This window comes from Bacillus sp. LH1, assembly GCF_057924895.1.
In genome coordinates, this window is record NZ_CM175007.1 from 360,495 (window position 1) to 377,143 (window position 16,649).

16 protein-coding genes and 1 riboswitch are annotated in these 16,649 nt (G+C 35.5%); of the genes, 11 read left to right on the forward strand and 5 right to left on the reverse strand.

Going from position 1 to position 16,649, the window contains the following annotated elements; genetic code table 11:
• Window positions 1-92: 92 nt before the first annotated feature.
• From ACX9TM_RS01935 to ACX9TM_RS01950, 4 genes are all read left to right on the forward strand, one after another.
• Window positions 93-1,460 carry a sigma-54 interaction domain-containing protein gene (locus ACX9TM_RS01935; RefSeq protein WP_000225136.1) on the forward strand — a complete coding sequence of 456 codons (1,368 nt, stop codon included), beginning with the start codon at window positions 93-95 and terminating at the stop codon, window positions 1,458-1,460.
• Entirely contained in the window at window positions 1,453-2,904 is a 1,452-nt protein-coding gene (gabD, locus tag ACX9TM_RS01940) for an NADP-dependent succinate-semialdehyde dehydrogenase (RefSeq protein ID WP_065381961.1), read from the forward strand. Before ACX9TM_RS01935 ends, gabD begins: the two co-directional genes overlap by 8 nt.
• A 47-nt stretch (window positions 2,905-2,951) precedes the next feature.
• Window positions 2,952-3,275 carry a DMT family transporter gene (locus ACX9TM_RS01945; protein ID WP_000263262.1) on the forward strand — a complete coding sequence of 108 codons (324 nt, stop codon included), beginning with the start codon at window positions 2,952-2,954 and terminating at the stop codon, window positions 3,273-3,275.
• Between the two features lie 132 nt (window positions 3,276-3,407).
• A complete protein-coding gene (locus tag ACX9TM_RS01950; RefSeq protein ID WP_000915109.1) occupies window positions 3,408-3,899 on the forward strand; it encodes a DUF4352 domain-containing protein in 492 nt (163 codons plus the stop codon).
• A gap of 45 nt (window positions 3,900-3,944) precedes the next feature.
• Here ACX9TM_RS01950 and ACX9TM_RS01955 read toward each other — a convergent pair whose 3' ends face one another.
• The 3 genes from ACX9TM_RS01955 to ACX9TM_RS01965 form a co-directional block, all read right to left on the reverse strand.
• Complete coding sequence (locus ACX9TM_RS01955; protein ID WP_000007349.1) at window positions 3,945-5,174, reverse strand: aminopeptidase; 1,230 nt, start codon at window positions 5,172-5,174, stop codon at window positions 3,945-3,947.
• A 116-nt stretch (window positions 5,175-5,290) separates the two neighbouring features.
• Entirely contained in the window at window positions 5,291-6,373 is a 1,083-nt protein-coding gene (locus ACX9TM_RS01960) for a polysaccharide deacetylase family protein (protein WP_001233731.1), read from the reverse strand.
• A 147-nt stretch (window positions 6,374-6,520) separates the two neighbouring features.
• Entirely contained in the window at window positions 6,521-6,694 is a 174-nt protein-coding gene (locus ACX9TM_RS01965) for a hypothetical protein (protein WP_000643592.1), read from the reverse strand.
• A gap of 216 nt (window positions 6,695-6,910) precedes the next feature.
• On the opposite strand from ACX9TM_RS01965, the gene ACX9TM_RS01970 reads away from it, so the two are divergent.
• The gene (locus ACX9TM_RS01970; protein ID WP_000875609.1) at window positions 6,911-7,618 is read left to right on the forward strand and encodes a hypothetical protein; all 708 of its coding nucleotides are present in this window, start codon (window positions 6,911-6,913) and stop codon (window positions 7,616-7,618) included.
• Window positions 7,619-7,669: 51 nt separating this feature from the next.
• Here ACX9TM_RS01970 and ACX9TM_RS01975 read toward each other — a convergent pair whose 3' ends face one another.
• Window positions 7,670-8,866 carry a NupC/NupG family nucleoside CNT transporter gene (locus ACX9TM_RS01975; protein WP_001200491.1) on the reverse strand — a complete coding sequence of 399 codons (1,197 nt, stop codon included), beginning with the start codon at window positions 8,864-8,866 and terminating at the stop codon, window positions 7,670-7,672.
• Window positions 8,867-9,068: 202 nt separating this feature from the next.
• A riboswitch (purine riboswitch) is annotated at window positions 9,069-9,170 on the reverse strand.
• A gap of 121 nt (window positions 9,171-9,291) precedes the next feature.
• Here ACX9TM_RS01975 and rlmD point away from each other — a divergent pair.
• From rlmD to ACX9TM_RS02005, 6 genes are all read left to right on the forward strand, one after another.
• On the forward strand, window positions 9,292-10,668 hold the full coding sequence (gene rlmD / locus ACX9TM_RS01980; RefSeq protein ID WP_000105019.1) for a 23S rRNA (uracil(1939)-C(5))-methyltransferase RlmD: 1,377 nt from the start codon (window positions 9,292-9,294) through the stop codon (window positions 10,666-10,668).
• Between the two features lie 161 nt (window positions 10,669-10,829).
• Complete coding sequence (locus tag ACX9TM_RS01985) at window positions 10,830-11,819, forward strand: tRNA dihydrouridine synthase (RefSeq protein ID WP_000566711.1); 990 nt, start codon at window positions 10,830-10,832, stop codon at window positions 11,817-11,819.
• A 594-nt stretch (window positions 11,820-12,413) separates the two neighbouring features.
• On the forward strand, window positions 12,414-13,442 hold the full coding sequence (locus ACX9TM_RS01990; protein ID WP_000756602.1) for a hypothetical protein: 1,029 nt from the start codon (window positions 12,414-12,416) through the stop codon (window positions 13,440-13,442).
• 54 nt (window positions 13,443-13,496) lie between these two features.
• On the forward strand, window positions 13,497-14,051 hold the full coding sequence (locus ACX9TM_RS01995) for a zinc ribbon domain-containing protein (RefSeq protein WP_000995851.1): 555 nt from the start codon (window positions 13,497-13,499) through the stop codon (window positions 14,049-14,051).
• A gap of 349 nt (window positions 14,052-14,400) precedes the next feature.
• On the forward strand, window positions 14,401-14,919 hold the full coding sequence (locus ACX9TM_RS02000; RefSeq protein ID WP_001251702.1) for a YehS family protein: 519 nt from the start codon (window positions 14,401-14,403) through the stop codon (window positions 14,917-14,919).
• Between the two features lie 95 nt (window positions 14,920-15,014).
• Entirely contained in the window at window positions 15,015-15,722 is a 708-nt protein-coding gene (locus ACX9TM_RS02005) for a M48 family metallopeptidase (RefSeq protein ID WP_000233754.1), read from the forward strand.
• Between the two features lie 219 nt (window positions 15,723-15,941).
• Here the strand turns inward: ACX9TM_RS02005 and ACX9TM_RS02010 are convergent, their stop codons facing one another.
• Entirely contained in the window at window positions 15,942-16,637 is a 696-nt protein-coding gene (locus ACX9TM_RS02010; RefSeq protein ID WP_071740535.1) for an N-acetyltransferase, read from the reverse strand.
• Window positions 16,638-16,649 lie beyond the last annotated feature (12 nt).

The following is a 16,649-nucleotide window of genomic DNA, read 5'->3' on the forward strand; positions in this document are numbered from 1 at the left end:
ATTCTAGCTGACTCTATATTAAATACAGAAAATTCACTTTATAATAAAGGTAGTGAAGTGGATCGATGGATTTGAAGTTAGGGGTGGCTAGGATGGTTGCAGAAAAGGAACGAGTGTTAATGGATTTAAAAGATGTATTTGAATATGCGTTTGACGAAATTTTTGTTACAGATGAGCAAGGGATCGTTGTACGTGTAAATAGTACATGTGAAAGGCACTACCAACTAGCTGCAGAAGAGTTAGTTGGTAAGCATGTAAAAGAACTACAAAAGGATGGAATCTTTTATCCATCAGCGACATTAGAAGTGATTGAAAAAAAGAGGCCAATTGAACTCGTTCAAACTACAAAATCAGGAGAGTATTTACACGTTCGTACAAGGCCTGTTTTTGATGATGAGGGAAATTTAAGAAGAGTGATTAGTTATTCTCGCGACCTTACTGAACTCTATCAATTACGTCAAAAGGTAGAGGAAATGGATAATCAGCTAAAAACATATAAAAAAGAATTAAGAGAAACATATGAGCATGAAGGACTTATTTTTAAAAGTCTAGCTATGCAAAAAATAGTCGATACAATCAAAAAAGTATCTGTAGTGGATAGTACTGTTCTCGTTTTAGGCGAGACTGGAGTAGGAAAAAGTCGATTAGTACGCCATTTACATGAAGTGAGTCACCGTAAGCATGAAAGTTTCTATGAAATTAATTGTGCGGCATTACCAACTAATTTAATTGAATCGGAGCTTTTTGGATATTCAGGTGGATCTTTTACAGGTGCGAATCGTGAAGGGAAAAAGGGACTATTAGAATCCGCGCATAAAGGAACTCTTTTTTTAGATGAAATCGGTGAAATGCCGCTTGAAATTCAAGCGAAGCTTTTGCAAGTATTGCAAGAAAAAACATTTCGTCCTATAGGCGGAAGAGAATTAAAAAAAGTAGATGTTCGAATTGTGGCGGCAACAAATAGAGATTTAAGCGAGATGGTGAAACAAGGAACATTTCGGAAAGATTTATACTATCGTTTGAATGTCATTCCAATTGCAATTCCCCCGCTTAGGGAAAGAACAGAAGATATTTTGCCGCTTATTTATCATTACTTGCAGCACTTTAATAAAAAGTACGGACGTGATGTGAAACTAGCGCCGAGTACGTTACAAATGTTTGTTGGATATCCGTGGGAAGGGAACAATAGAGAAATAGAGAATGTAATTGAGAGAATTGTTATTACTGTTGATGATGTTGTAACGGTAGAGGATTTGCCACTCTCTATGCAAGAGGCTGCAGTTGAACAATCGGGGCAAAGCCTTTATAAAATGCTGGAAGAGGTAGAGAGAAATATAATTCTTAAAGCGTATAAAACGTATGGATCAAGTTATAAAGTGGCTGAGTTTTTGCAAATTAGTCAATCTGCTGCTACTAGAAAAATTAAGAAGTTCATAGAGGAGGAAGAAAACATTGGATAAAAAGGCGACTTTCGTAAGTATAGATAAAAAGGCGATGTATATAAATGGTGAGTGGATTACACTACAAGAACAAATTGAAGTAAATAATCCTGCGACGAAGGAAATATTTGCAACTGTACCAAAAGGCGGAGTAACAGAGGCAAAGCAAGCTGTTGATGCTGCACATGAAGCTTTTAAAACGTGGTCTAAGTTAACGGCAGCAGATCGTGCAACGAAGTTAAAAAAGTGGTTTACGCTTATTGATGAAAATAAAGAAGAGATCGCAGCGATTATGACGAAGGAACAAGGGAAGCCGTTTGCAGAAGCGCTTGGTGAAGTAAATTATGCAAACAGTTTTGTTGAATGGTATGCAGAAGAGGGGAAACGCGTATATGGTGAAATGATTCCTGCTGCTCATCCGAATAAGCGCATTTTAGTTATGAAGCAACCAGTTGGCGTTATGGCAGCTATTACACCTTGGAACTTCCCAGCTGCTATGATTACGAGAAAGGTAGCCCCAGCGCTTGCAGCAGGCTGTACAGCCGTTGTGAAACCGGCAAGTCAAACGCCATTAACTGCATTGAAATTAGCTGAATTAGCCCATGAAGCAGATATTCCAAAGGGTGTAATCAATATCATAACAGGTAGTGCAAAAGCAATTGCTGATACATGGATGGAAGATGGTCGCGTTCGAAAAGTGTCCTTTACAGGGTCAACGGAAATCGGGAAAGAGTTAATGGCTAGTGCGGCGCAAACGATGAAAAAAGTTTCGCTTGAGTTAGGGGGACACGCTCCGTTTATCGTAATGAATGATGCAGATTTAGATAAAGCAGTAGAAGCGGTGATTGGTTCGAAATTCCGTAATGCAGGACAAACGTGTATATGTACAAACCGAGTATTCGTTCAAGAAGAAGTATACGAAGTATTTGTAGAGAAGTTCCAAAAGGCAGTAGGGCGGTTGAAAGTAGGAGACGGTTTCGGTGACGGAACGACTGTCGGGCCACTTATTGATGAGAATGCAGTTTCAAAAGTACAAGAACATATTGAAGATGCTATTCAAAAAGGTGGAACAGTTTTATATGGTGGTCAAAAGGTCGCAGAGTTAGAGGGACATTTCATTCAACCGACTGTAATTGGGTTGGCAAATGATACGATGCTTTGTATGAATGAAGAAACATTTGGGCCAGTGGCACCAGTTGCGAAATTTAAAACAGTTGATGAAGTAATCGAACGTGCAAACAATACACCATACGGTTTAGCTGCGTATATTTTCACGAAAGACATTAGCCAAGCATTCCAAATTAGTGAAGCGTTAGAGTACGGTATTATCGGTCTAAACGATGGACTTCCATCAGTTGCACAAGCACCATTTGGTGGATTTAAAGAAAGTGGTATCGGTCGTGAAGGAGGCCATTTCGGCATCGAGGAATATTTAGAAATTAAATATATTTCATTGGGACTATAAGTAGTATACTAGAATCTCTATAAGGTAACAGAGAAGGAGATTCTAGTATGGTATATTGGCTATTATTACTTGTTACAATTATTTTTGAAGTAGCTGGAACAATTGCGATGAAACTATCAAATGGTTTAACAAAGCTCGTTCCAAGTGTACTGATTTTCGTGTTTTATGGGATTTGTTTCAGCGTGTTTGCCATCGTTGTGAAAAAGATTCATTTAAGTATTGCTTATGCTATTTGGTCTGGCGTTGGAACATTACTTATTACAATCATTAGTGTGTACTTTTTTAAAGAGCATATTAGTTTATTTCAAGCATTTTGTATTCTTTTTATTGTTTTGGGTGTCATTGGGCTTAAGGTTTCATCGGCATCATGAAAGCTATCTTTTGTAGAAGATAGCTTTTTTCTATTTGTGCAGTTAGCAATTAATACGACAAAATATGACAAGAAAGAGTAAAGCGTTTTGTTATGATACATATGAAATATTGTCTTATGTGGAGGAAAGAGTATGTTAAAAAAGGTAAGTCAAATTGTTTTAATTTTTGGCATAGCTTTTAGTTTAAGTGCTTGCACTGAGACTAAAGATAGTAATGAAAGTAAACAAGAAGATGTTCAAGATAAAGTGTATAAAATAGGGGAGACAGTAGACGTAGATGGTTTGCAAGTAACTATCGATTCAGTTAAATTAGGATATCCGGATTATGATGAGAATAAAAAGAAAGAGGAGATTTTGGGGATTATTTTCAAAGTAGAAAATAATAGTAAAAAGGAAATACCTTTTGCATTTTATGAATTTGAGATTACCGATAAGAAAGGTACAAGATTTAAAGAATATAATAACCCTGATAGCTTTATTAGTAAAAAGTTAGCACCAGATGAAAAAATTCAAGATATCATGCTATTTGACGTAGCGAAAGAAAATACGTATATCGCTACGTATAGACCGGAGTTTACGCATGAAAATAGAACGATAAAATTTGAATTGAAACCAAATAAATAAAGAAACACATTGGATTATCCAATGTGTTTCTTTATGGTAATAAATTTAAAACGCCCAGTTACCTTTACGGAAGATAGGCTCATGTCTGCCATCAGCAGTAATACCGTCAATATCAAGCTCAGCTGATCCAATCATGAAGTCGTTGTGTGTGATACTAGCATTTGCGCCGTTTTCAGCAAGTTCTTCTTTAGACATTGTTTTTCCGCCAACTAAGTTAAATGCATAAGCATTTCCGATTGCAAGGTGGCAAGATGCATTTTCGTCAAATAGTGTATTGTAGAATAAAACATTTGTGTTTGAAATTGGTGAGTCATGAGGTACTAAAGCTACTTCTCCTAAGAAGTGAGAACCTTCATCTGTTTCTACTAAATGTTTTAAAGCTTCTTCACCAGCTTCAGCTTTATAGTCTACGATACGCCCGTTTTCAAATGTTAACGTGAAATTATCGATAATATTACCTGCAAATACTAACGGTTTTGTACTAGAAACTTGGCCGTTTACACCTGTTTTAAGTGGCATTGTAAATACTTCTTCAGTTGGAATATTAGCCATAAATGGTACGTTCTTTTCATTTAAGCTACCAGCACCAGCCCATACATGTTTTTCTGGAAGTTCGATTGTTAAATCTGTTCCAGGACCTGTATAGTGAAGAGCTTTATAATGCTTTTCGTTTAAGTAATCCACTTTTGTATGTAATGTTTCATCATGTTCTTTCCATGCTTCTACAGGATTTTCTAAATCAGCACGAGTAGCTTTGAAAATAGCATCCCATAACTTTGCTTCTTGTTCTTCTGGCGCTACGTCAGGGAATACTTTTGCAGCCCATTCTTTCGTAGGAACAGAAATGACACACCAACTTACTTTATCTGCTTGTACGTAATCACGGTATACTTTCATTGCTTCTCCAGCTACTTTATGAGCTGTTGCAATACGCGATGCTTCTACACCTTTTAATAAATCAGGGTTTTCTGCATAGATAGACATAAATGCAGCGCCTTCTTTTGCTAATTCTTCACGAGCATGTGCTTTCCAAGATGGAAATTCAGCGAAAGCTTCTTCAGGAGCTAGATCGAACTTTAAGCGTGTTAACGTCTCATCATTCCAATCTACATATACGTGTTTTGCACCAGATTTATATGCTTTTTCTGTAACGAGGCGTACAAATTGTACAGCTTCAAGAGGTGCACTAATTGATAAAGTTTGTCCAGGTTGAATATTAACACCAACATTAACTGCAAGAGCAGCATATTTCTCTAACGTTTGTTCAAATGACATATGTATAATCTCCTTTAATTTGAAAGATTTCTTACTATATATAATACAAGAAAATTCTAAAAATATATATAAATATAAAGTAAAAAGAGAGCTCAAAATGTATTGAGCCCTTATATTTACTTAATTGAAGAAGCAAACTGCTCTACAGTCGTTGTATGGTGTATACGAACGCGCTTCATCTTTAACAATTCATCAGGTTCACCCTTCGTAATGAATTGCCCAGGCTTTGTCGTCGTCGCAAATTGATAATACTTCTTCGTTTCTGTAACAACCTTATCATCTACATGACCGAATGGATAAGCAATCGCGATAACAGGCTTACCTGTTATTTTTTCTAGCTTTTCTTTTGAACCTTTTAACTCTTCCTCATAGTTTGTAATTTTCGGTAAGTCTGCATGTGTTGCAGTATGAGATTGCACCGAGAAAATGCCGGAATCAACCATTTCTTTTATTTCAGAAGTAGACAATGCTCCTTCTACATCAACGTTATCAACAATCATATATTCTGTTGCTGCCGGTTTAAAAGTATCATCTTTTAGCTTTTGTAAAACGCGAAATGCATTCATATTATTTTTCATACCGTCATCAAATGTAACGAAAATCGGCTTATTTACTTTATTTATATCACCCCAGCGTTCAAACGTTAAAAGCGTATAACCATTGTCTTTTAAATGTTTCATTTGTGCTTCAAAGTTAGCTGGTGATACGAATAAGTCTTTAATACCTTGACCATGATAATCATCGATTGCGTGATACATAAGAACAGGAACCTTTTGTTCGAAAGTAATAGTAGATTTCGTAAGCGGGATTGTTTTCCCATCTTCTTTCATTCCTGTTGCTTCAATTTGGAACTCACCGCGTTTTCCTTCAAATTCTTTTATGTCAAAAGGAATTGTAAATTGTTTCTCCTTTTCTTTAGAAGAAAAAGATTTAGCACGTTCCTTTCCATCAGCTGTGCGCCAAATTTTATATTGTACTTCATTTAAAGAATCTTTTAAGTCTGTAATATGAATACTTGTGTTTGTAGATTCGTGTGTGATGGGAGTATAAGAAATTTTACCTTGTTCTTGTAGAGCCTCTTTTTGTATAGCTACTTCTTGAACCTTTTTCTCTTTTTTAGGTTCTTGGCTTACATTGCTAGTATTGCAGCCTGCTAGAATGGCAGACGTACATAAAGCAATTGCTGCGTATTTTCTCATAAAAATCACCTTCTATTGTGTAGTATGTTGCATATTGACATTAAAATCCCCACCGCTATAAGAGTGGTGGGGATATACCCTTGTTCATCATATCATTTGAAGAAAATGAGGGGAATATGATTTTTAGGAGGCTATTAAGGTAATAGATTAGTGACTTTGAATAGATGTGTTTTTTTGTTTCTTATTAGAATTAATAATAATATAACCGACTACAAAGATAAGAGGAATAATGAAGACATAGATAGGCATTCCCCATACATAATAGCTTTTCAGCGTTAAGACTAGTAAATGTAAGAAATCGAAAATAGCGTGAGCTTTCATAATATCCTCCAATGGTTTTTTGAAAATTATAACATTTTTAACTTGTTATTTGTATAATTTGGAAAGTGATTTAAGCTAATTTTAAAGTAAGAAGAATACATATTAATATGCAATTTTGCATAAGGATATGTATTTTATTAAAATATAAAGATTTTATACTATAATGAAAACCGCTATAAAACTAAGTAAGAATAATGTATGGAGTGGAGAATAGAAATGAAATATAAAAAAATAATATATATCTTTTTCATATCGCTATTTATAGTTGGTTGTCAAAGTGAAGTGAGTAAAGCGAATAGCGTGGAAGAGTATATTCCATCGCATCTTATGAATGCGGAAGTGACGGCGGATATTATGACACTAGAGATGGAACCAGATACTCTTAAAAAGGTAGGGAGTATTGGTCAAAGAATGAGAGAGCATCTAGCGAGTAATATGGAATGGTATTTAAAATATGTAGAAGAACATGCAGAGAAAAAAAGTTTTCCATATCACCCTAATTTCGGTGTTACAAAAGAAGAGTATGAGTTTGTACTAAATGCAATTGATCAAAGTAAATTGGTTAATACAAAAGATGGAAAGCTGAAATTTAAGAAAAAAAATGATCATGAAGTAGAGATTTTTTCAAGTGAAAGTATAAAGCTCCTTAAATATGTAGTTATTAATACGAAGAAGAATACAGTAAAAACATCTCTAGGCGAATGTGAATATTTTGGAGAAATACTGGCGTCACCAGAACAGAAGTTAACTGGTCCTTGGCACGGAAAACAATGGATGTTAAAAAAAGATGATTTAATATATATATTTTCTTTAGGGAAAATGGAAGCAGAAAATAAATCAATTATTGATATTTCGGTGAAAGGTAAATATAAGGGGGAAATTATTAATAAGGAAGAGGCATTAGAGTTTTCTTCAGTTTCTTAAATGATGATAATAAAAAAATCACCTTGCTGTCTAAGCAAAGGTGATTTTTTATTAAATAAACAATCCAGCGATTGTCGCAGATAAAATAGAAGCAAGTGTTGATGCAAATAGCATTTTCCAACCAAATTTAGAAACAACGCTTCCTTGTTTTTCAGAAAGGGCACGGATTGTACCAACGATTGCACCAATTTGGCTAATACTTGCGAAGCTAATTAAGAATACTGTAACGATTCCAACTGTACGTGGAGCTAATGTTGTAGCTGTGTCTTTTAAATCAAGGATTGCTACAAACTCATTTAAAACAATCTTCGTACCCATAATACCACCAGCTGGGATAATATCTTGAGTTGGAATACCCATTAAGAATGCGAATGGAGAAAGTACGTAACCGAAGATTTGTTGTAAAGTAACAGCATGTCCCATTGCGCCTGAAGCTGCACTAATTACGTAGTTTACAACTTCCATCACACCGATAAAGGCGATCATTAATGCGGCAACGATACCAGCTACTTTTAAACCATCAAGCGCACCGTTAATCATTGCGCCGATAAAGCTGTCTCCGAATAGAGTTCTATCAAATTTCTGAATCACTTCATCTTCTTTCTTCGTATCAACTGGTGTTAATAACGAACAAACGATTAAGCTTGAGAATAAGTTTAGCGGAAGAGCTGCCAGTACGTATTTTGCATCTAACATCATTACGTATGATGCTGTAACAGAAGCAGAAACGGAGCTCATCGCAGAACAACAAATGATAAACATACGGTTTTTATTGAAATGCTGTAAATCGTTTTTAATAACGATTAACGCTTCACTTGAACCGAAGAATACAGAGTTTACTGCGTGGAATGACTCAACACGTGGTAAACCAGTAATTTTTGAAATAGCACCGCCGACAACGCGAACGATGAATGGTAAAACACCTAAATAACTAAAGATTGAAAGTAGTGCTGAGAAAAATACGATAATTAATAATACGTTTAAGAAAAAGACAAAATCTCTGTGAATTCCATTAAAGAGAAAATCGACACCTGTCGTACCAAGTTTAATTAGTTTGTTGAAAACTTTACTAATGAAAATAATGATTTGTTGACCAATCTTTGTAGCAAACATAAACCAACCGATTAAAATTTGGAAACCAATCATAATTGCAATTGCACGGAAGTTGATTTTACTTTTGTTGTTTGACAAAGCAAAACATAAACCTAACACGGCAAGAATACCGATAATGCTCATTACATATTGCATGTAGTTGCCCCTTTCAGAAGTTCGTATAAAGTTTGTACATAAAACGCTCGTTATATTACTAAAAATAAAAGAACGAGGTTTTATGTCATACGTAAGATGTCTGACCTTTTAGAAAAATAAAAATAAAAAAAGACCCATATGGATTCACTTTCATCTATGAGAGAAAGCTAATCAATATGAGTCCTTTTTTGCGCATAGGCTAATATTCATTAGTTTTCCCCATAGTCCAGCAATTTAAGGTTGCCGGGTAGAAACTCTCGATCCATATTATCAAGTATATATGAGGTAACATCGTCCGTATTAAATTAGTAGTAGCGTAACATTAACAGAGAAGTATCGTCAATAGCTTTTTTTCTTCCAATAGAAAAAGACCATATAAGTATGATAAAATGTAACGCAGTGTTATGAAAAAGAGAGGTCGGAAAATGAGTACTAAAATGACGCCACCAGTTGAGAAAAACGAGTTTATAGATGTAGTATTTGAAGATTTAACACATGATGGTGCCGGTGTTGCGAAAGTAAAGGGCTATCCTATTTTCGTTAAAAACGGATTACCAGGTGAAGAAGCGCAAATTAAAATTATTAAAGTGAAGAAAAACTTCGCATTTGGCCGTTTAATGAAGCTTCATACAGAAAGCCCATATCGTAAAGATGCTGAATGCCCAGTATATAATCAGTGCGGCGGTTGTCAGCTTCAGCACTTAACTTATGAAGGACAATTACAAGCGAAAGAAAAACAAGTACGTGACGTTATGCAGCGTATCGGAGGACTAGCTGATGTTCCTGTTCATCCTGTACTTGGCATGAAGAATCCGTGGGTATACCGTAATAAAGCACAAGTACCAATCGGAGAACGTGAAGGCGGACTTGTAGCTGGTTTTTATCGCCAAGGAACGCATGACATCATTAATATGGAATCATGCTTAATTCAGGCAGAAGAAAACGATACATTAATCCAAGAAGTAAAACGTATTTGTGAAAAGCACGGTATCACTGCGTACAACGAAGAGCGTAACAAAGGAACACTTCGTCACGTAATGGCTCGTTACGGACAAGTAACAGGGGAAATTATGCTTGTCTTCATTACGCGTACAGCAGAATTGCCGAACAAAAAAGCAATTATTGAAGAAATTGCAGCGAAATTCCCAGAAGTAAAATCAATTGTTCAAAACGTAAATACGAAGCGTACGAATGTAATTTTCGGAGACAAAACGACAGTACTGTACGGATCAGAATACATTTATGACTTTATCGGTGACATTAAATTTGCGATTTCAGCACGTTCATTCTATCAAGTAAACCCAGAGCAAACGAAAGTGCTTTACGATAAAACGTTAGAATACGCAAAATTAAATGGTAACGAAACAGTAATCGATGCCTATTGCGGAATCGGATCAATCTCGTTATTCCTAGCGCAAAAAGCGAAAAAAGTGTACGGCGTTGAAATCGTCCCAGAAGCAATCGAAGACGCAAACCGAAACGCAGCACTAAACAACATGACAAACGCTGAATTTGGCGTAGGAGAAGCAGAAGTAGTCATTCCAAAATGGTACAAAGAAGGCGTAATCGCCGACACAATGGTCGTAGACCCACCGCGTAAAGGCTGTGACGAAGCATTACTAAATACAATCATCGACATGAAGCCAAACCGCGTCGTATACGTATCGTGTAACCCAGCAACATTAGCACGTGATTTAAAAGTACTAGAAGAAGGCGGATATAAAACACAGGAAGTACAACCTGTTGATATGTTCCCGCATACGACTCACGTAGAGTGTGTGGCTTGGCTTAAGTTGGTATAATAGGAAAGCAGTTGATATAGGGGAAATCTATACCACCTGCTTTTTGGTTTACAAAAATACCATTCGTAAGCGATTTTAGTTAAAATAAATATTGCTGATTTTCACAAATTATAAATTGAGATTTTGAAATTGTATTCATAGTGAGAGGATTTGAATTTGAAATGATAGATAATTTTTGGCGTGAATTACCACGACCATTTTTCGTACTTGCACCAATGGAAGATGTGACAGACGTTGTTTTCCGTCACGTAGTAAGTGAAGCAGGTCGTCCGGACGTATTCTTCACAGAGTTTACAAACTCGGATAGCTATTGTCATCCAGAAGGTATGAAAAGTGTACGTGGCCGTTTAATTTTTACAGAAGACGAACAGCCGATGGTGGCACATATTTGGGGAGACAATCCCGAATACTTCCGTCAAATGAGTATTGGTATGGCAGAACTAGGATTTAAAGGCATCGATATTAACATGGGTTGCCCAGTACCGAACGTTGCATCAAGAGGAAAAGGTAGTGGCCTTATTCTACGTCCAGACGTTGCAGCAGAACTTATCCAAGCAGCAAAAGCGGGCGGACTACCTGTCAGCGTAAAAACACGACTTGGCTTTAAAGAGTTAAGCGAATGGGAAGATTGGTTAACGCACATTTTCAAACAAGATATTGCAAACCTTTCTATTCATTTACGCACAAGAGAAGAAATGAGCCAAGTAGATGCGCACTGGGAACTAATTCCGGAAATTAAAAAATTACGTGACCGCATTGCACCAAATACGTTAATAACAATCAATGGAGACATCCTTGATCGTAAAATGGGGCTGGAACTTGCTGAAAAATACGGCATTGATGGTGTAATGATCGGACGAGGCATCTTCAAAAATCCATTTGCGTTTGAAAAAGAGCCAAGGGAACATAGCAGTAAAGAGCACCTAGATCTTTTAAGACTACAACTTGATTTACAAGATCAATATGCAGAAGTACTGCCACGCTCAATCACAGGGCTTCACCGCTTCTTCAAAATTTATGTAAAAGGCTTCCCTGGAGCTGCTGAATTGAGAAATCAATTGATGAGTACGAAATCGACGGATGAAGTGCGTGGGTTGTTGGATAAGTTTGAGGCAAGTGTTGGTGTGGCTCAGGATAGTGAGACGGTGTAATACTTTGAAGATAGAGGGAAATGGATTGTATTAATTTGTGGGTAGTTATTTTATTTAGTTTTGAGTTTTTTTGTGAATGTAACTTTTTTTGTTGATACAGTCTGCTTGCTGAAAAAAGAAGTCTTTGAGAATATAATGAACTAACGAATACTCGTAAGGAGAAAAATGATAAGAGCTGGAGTAGAGTACATTAGGCTCTATCGAGGTATGAAATGTAATCTGAATAATAGACAGAAATAAAAAATCTCTTTATTTGAGCATGGCCATCAAGTTAAGAAAATGTATGATTTTTATCTAAATAGGACCTCCTTACATGCAGAGTGCATGTAAGGAGGTCCTATTTTATGTTCAAATTAATTAATTTAACAGCGGAAAATTAAATCTAAATTTCCGATTATAAAAATATTGTTTTTCGACTTCTTTCGACATAATTTATAAAGTTAATTATTTAGTATTGGTATGAAGATCTTTTGAATAATAGTTATTTTTAAATATTCGATAATAATTTTAGAGTACTGTGGAATTTTCTTCTGATTTGAAGATTTTTTCTTATAGGAGCTACCAAAATTTTTTTATTTTAATTGGAGGGAAATTATGAAGAAAGTATTAATAGCTTTACTTACAGCAGGATTAATTACATCGGGTTGTCAAAAATCAACAGAATCAGTACCAACAAAAGAAGTAAGCCAAAATGTTAAGCAAGATGAGAAGAAAATTATGACGAATGAGAGCAATGATATTTCGACTTCAAATTTAAGTGGAATAGCAATGTACCTAAAAAAAACTTATCGACTTGAAGATTTAGAGAGAACGCTTTCATCCCCAAGAACAAAAGAGGAAACTAGATGGTTATATGTAGATAATTATGCTAAATATACATTTGAAAGTGATGGGAAAATTATTAATCATATTAAGATTGAATTATTAGAGCCAAAAGATTTGAAGTATAAGGATGCCTTCAAATTATTAGGTCTTGATATTATGTTAGGTACTAAAATTGAATCAGAAGGCACTGAGGCGGAAGGGTATGCAAAATATGATGTTCGAGGAAATGATGCGGAAAGTGTGCAGATTGAGAAGTTTTCAGGAACTGGGGGCGGTAGCATATCTGTAAGTGTGGATGGGGCTTTCAAAAATAAAGAAGGTACTGTTTGGTTGGATTGTGACCGGGATGGTAATGTGAAATTTATTGAAATGAATTATAAGGGTAAGGCGGTAGGAAATGAAACAAGTGTTGCTAACGAGAAATTAGAACCCTTTGATGCAGAGGCAGGATCGGAAGTAGGAAAGAATATTGCAAATATAAAAGTTTATGATACGAAGGATTTACTTATTGAACAAACCGGATTAGCCCCATTTTTATTTCAAGCAACGCTGTATGATAATCCAAATATGTATTATACAGCTGATTTTCCGATAAAAGTTCGAGTTGATAATAAGTCTACGGTAGAAGAAGCTGTGAAAATCGGAAATGAAATTAACAATTTAGTGGTAAGTGCTGTAAATAAAAAGTTTCCACATAAAAATTTTAGAGTCAAAACGTACATTTATCATACAGAATTGGATTCATCAGGTAATTTTAATGCTACTACATCAAAAAAATTGAAAATAATAGAAAATTAATATGTGAAACTTTGGGGATTTGATTTTAATAATAGGGCAGGGAGAAATAAAATAATGAATTGTACAGCATGTAATAAGAAATTATTGAAAACAAATAAGTACTGTACTAGTTGTGGTACAGAGAGAATAAATTTGGATGAATCAGAAGAACTATTTGATAATGGAGAATTCCATAACGATATTACGCCCCAAAATAGAAATGATAAAAACATAAAATTAATAAGAATTGCAAAAAAATCTCCTTGGTACGTGTGGATAATTGGGATTGTGTTTATAGTTATATTAGTTAACGTTCTAATTCAAAATAATAGTCCACAAGAAACAGTAAAAGGCTTTTTTAAAGCTCTTGAATCAAGAGATTTAAACAAGGCAGGTGAGTATATACATCCGAGTCTCCCTTGGGATGTAGAAGCTGGAAAACGTATTGGAATTCCAAAAAATGCGTCAATAGATATATTAAATATAGAAGAAAGAAAAGTTGGAGATAGAGCAAAATTAAAAGTTACGATAGATATCTCTCCAAAACCTTTATACGGCCCTAATCCTGACAATATTACTATTGATTTGAAGAAAGTTGACGGAAAGTGGCTAATTTATGATATGCAATAGTCTCCTATATGGATAAAATTCATCGAAACCCATAAACTCTAGTTTGTATAGAAGAAATATAACAATGTAAGAGACGAGCAGTGTATTTGAGGAATCAATGCACTGCTTTTATAGTTAACAAATATAAAATAGAATGTAGATCTAATGAACTAAGAAAAAATGAACCGAAAAGTTACTGTAACCCTTCTATAGAATTAAATTATTGCTTGGATTGTAGTATAGCCTCTATAATCATAAATTTGGTTAAGACTACAAAACCTCCCCCTAAAATGTTAAAGTAGTAACTTAACAACATTCATTTACACATGCTAAAAGCATTACTATAATCAACATTTCAGGAGGAAACCCAATGGCAATGAGCAACAACGATATATTAAAAAGAGTAAGATACGCTTTAGATATAAAAGACATAGATATGGTAGAAATCTTTAAACTTGGCGGGATGGAAGTAACGAAAGAAGACGTAGTTGATATGCTTACCAAAATAAAGAGAGCTCCTCAGCATGAAGCTGAAAATGATGAGGTAGCTGAAGATGAGTACGTAAAAACATGCGATATGATGATGTTAGAGGCATTTTTAAATGGATTTATTACTTTAAAAAGAGGAAAGCAAGATCCGAAACCAGGGCAGCCTGCACCTGTACAAAGCAAAGAGAGTGCCAATAACCTTCTTCTAAAGAAAATGAAAATCGCACTTTCATTAACGAGTGAAGATGTGCTTGATATATTAGATAGCGTAGGCGTTACGGTAACAAAAGGAGAGTTAGGCGCTCTGTTAAGAAAAAAAGGCCATAAAAATTACAAAGAGTGCGGCGATAGATACGCAAGGAATTTCATTAAAGGATTAGGTGTAAAGTATAGAGGATAATAAGCTTGCTAAAGCGGTAAATGATATAATAGGTAGAGTAGGACGTTCGTATCCTACTCTTTTTTATTTGTAAAAATACTATGCTAGGTGATGAAATGGTACATACATATTTAGGTGAGACAATTAATTTTCATATAACTTATAAGAAGAAAAAGTCCGTGCGTCTTTTTGTGGATTCGTATGGAAATGTGGAAGTACAGGCTCCGAAAGGAACACCTGTTGAATACTTAGTCCAGTTGCTAGAGGAGAAGTGGGATTGGATTCAGACAACACGTAAGGAAATGGCGGAGCGAGCGCATGGACCACAGGAAAAAGATTATGATCAAGGAGAGGGCTTTTTGTATTTAGGGAATACGTATCCGATACAGATTTCCCAAGATGCAAGCATTGAGCAAGACAATGCGATTTTTGAAGGGGATAAGTTACATATTTATGTGAAAGAGCTTAAGGATGAGAAAATACAACAAGCTTTAAAACGATTTTATTATAAGCAGTGTAAATCTTTAGTAGAGAAGAGTATTAAAGCGCATCAAAGTAATTTCAAAACAAAACCACGTTCTATTCGTATTACAGATAGTAGTCGTACTTGGGGTACTTGCGATTCGAATTTACAACTAACATTCAATTGGAAGCTAGCAATGGCACCACAGCGAGTAATTGACTATGTAGTTGTTCATGAAATGTGTCATATGGTTCATTTAAATCATGATCGATCTTTTTGGCGTCTTGTCGGGAAGATAATGCCTGATTATAAAGAAATGGAGAATTGGTTAGCGTTATCTAGTTGGAAGATGACGGTTTAGGAAGGGATATCGATTTTTGTCTGTAAATCGATATTTCTTGTCGAATCGTTGATATATTGTGAGTTTTGATAGATATATTTTAAAAATCGTTGATATATTGTAAGTTATGATAGATATATTCGAAAAATCGTTGATATAATTTCATTTACCACAGGATTGTTCAACAAATCGAAAAGAGAAGAGGTCACAGCAGACATCTCCTCTTTTCGACCATATAGATTATCGCCCAAACTTCACAATGAAAGTATCTGCTGTTTTCTCCATCTCATACCCACGATACCCCTCCGAAAGCAAAGCCTGCTGTCCACTAGCATCACTCATTAGAATACTTTGAATATCCGTCCAATCGCTTTCTTTATCTCCGCGCAATTTCTTCACAAAAACATACCGCAGACTACCACCATACTTCTCCTTTAGCGCAGCAATCGCCATCCCTTGCGCAAACTTATCCTTCAAACTCGGGATGTTAAAAGGAGCAACGGTGCAGCATACATAATCATATTTGCTATCTTCTTTTTGCAATTCGTCCATGATGACGTTTGCTAATATTTTTTGCATACCATTTCCTCGGCAGTTCGGATGAACGTTTGAGATTTCTTGATAGATGACGCGGTGCAGTTCACTTTCTGATAGACCAATATCAAGCCCTAAATGTTCATCGTCGATAGGAGGGACGAGTAGAGCACGAAATGCGATGAGTTTGTTTTCGATAAAAGCACCGATCATCATGCCGTTTCCTTCTAGAATGTATTGAAATTCTTCTTGTGAGAGTGGTTGTAAACGACTTTTATCTTCTAGTGCTTCAACTACAATGTTTTGTAGTGATAAGATTTGCTCGATGTGCTCTAGTGATAGTAATGTAACGTGAAATGGATTGTTATTTTGTTTTAATGTTCCTTCGTATAGAACCGTCATATGATAGTCCTC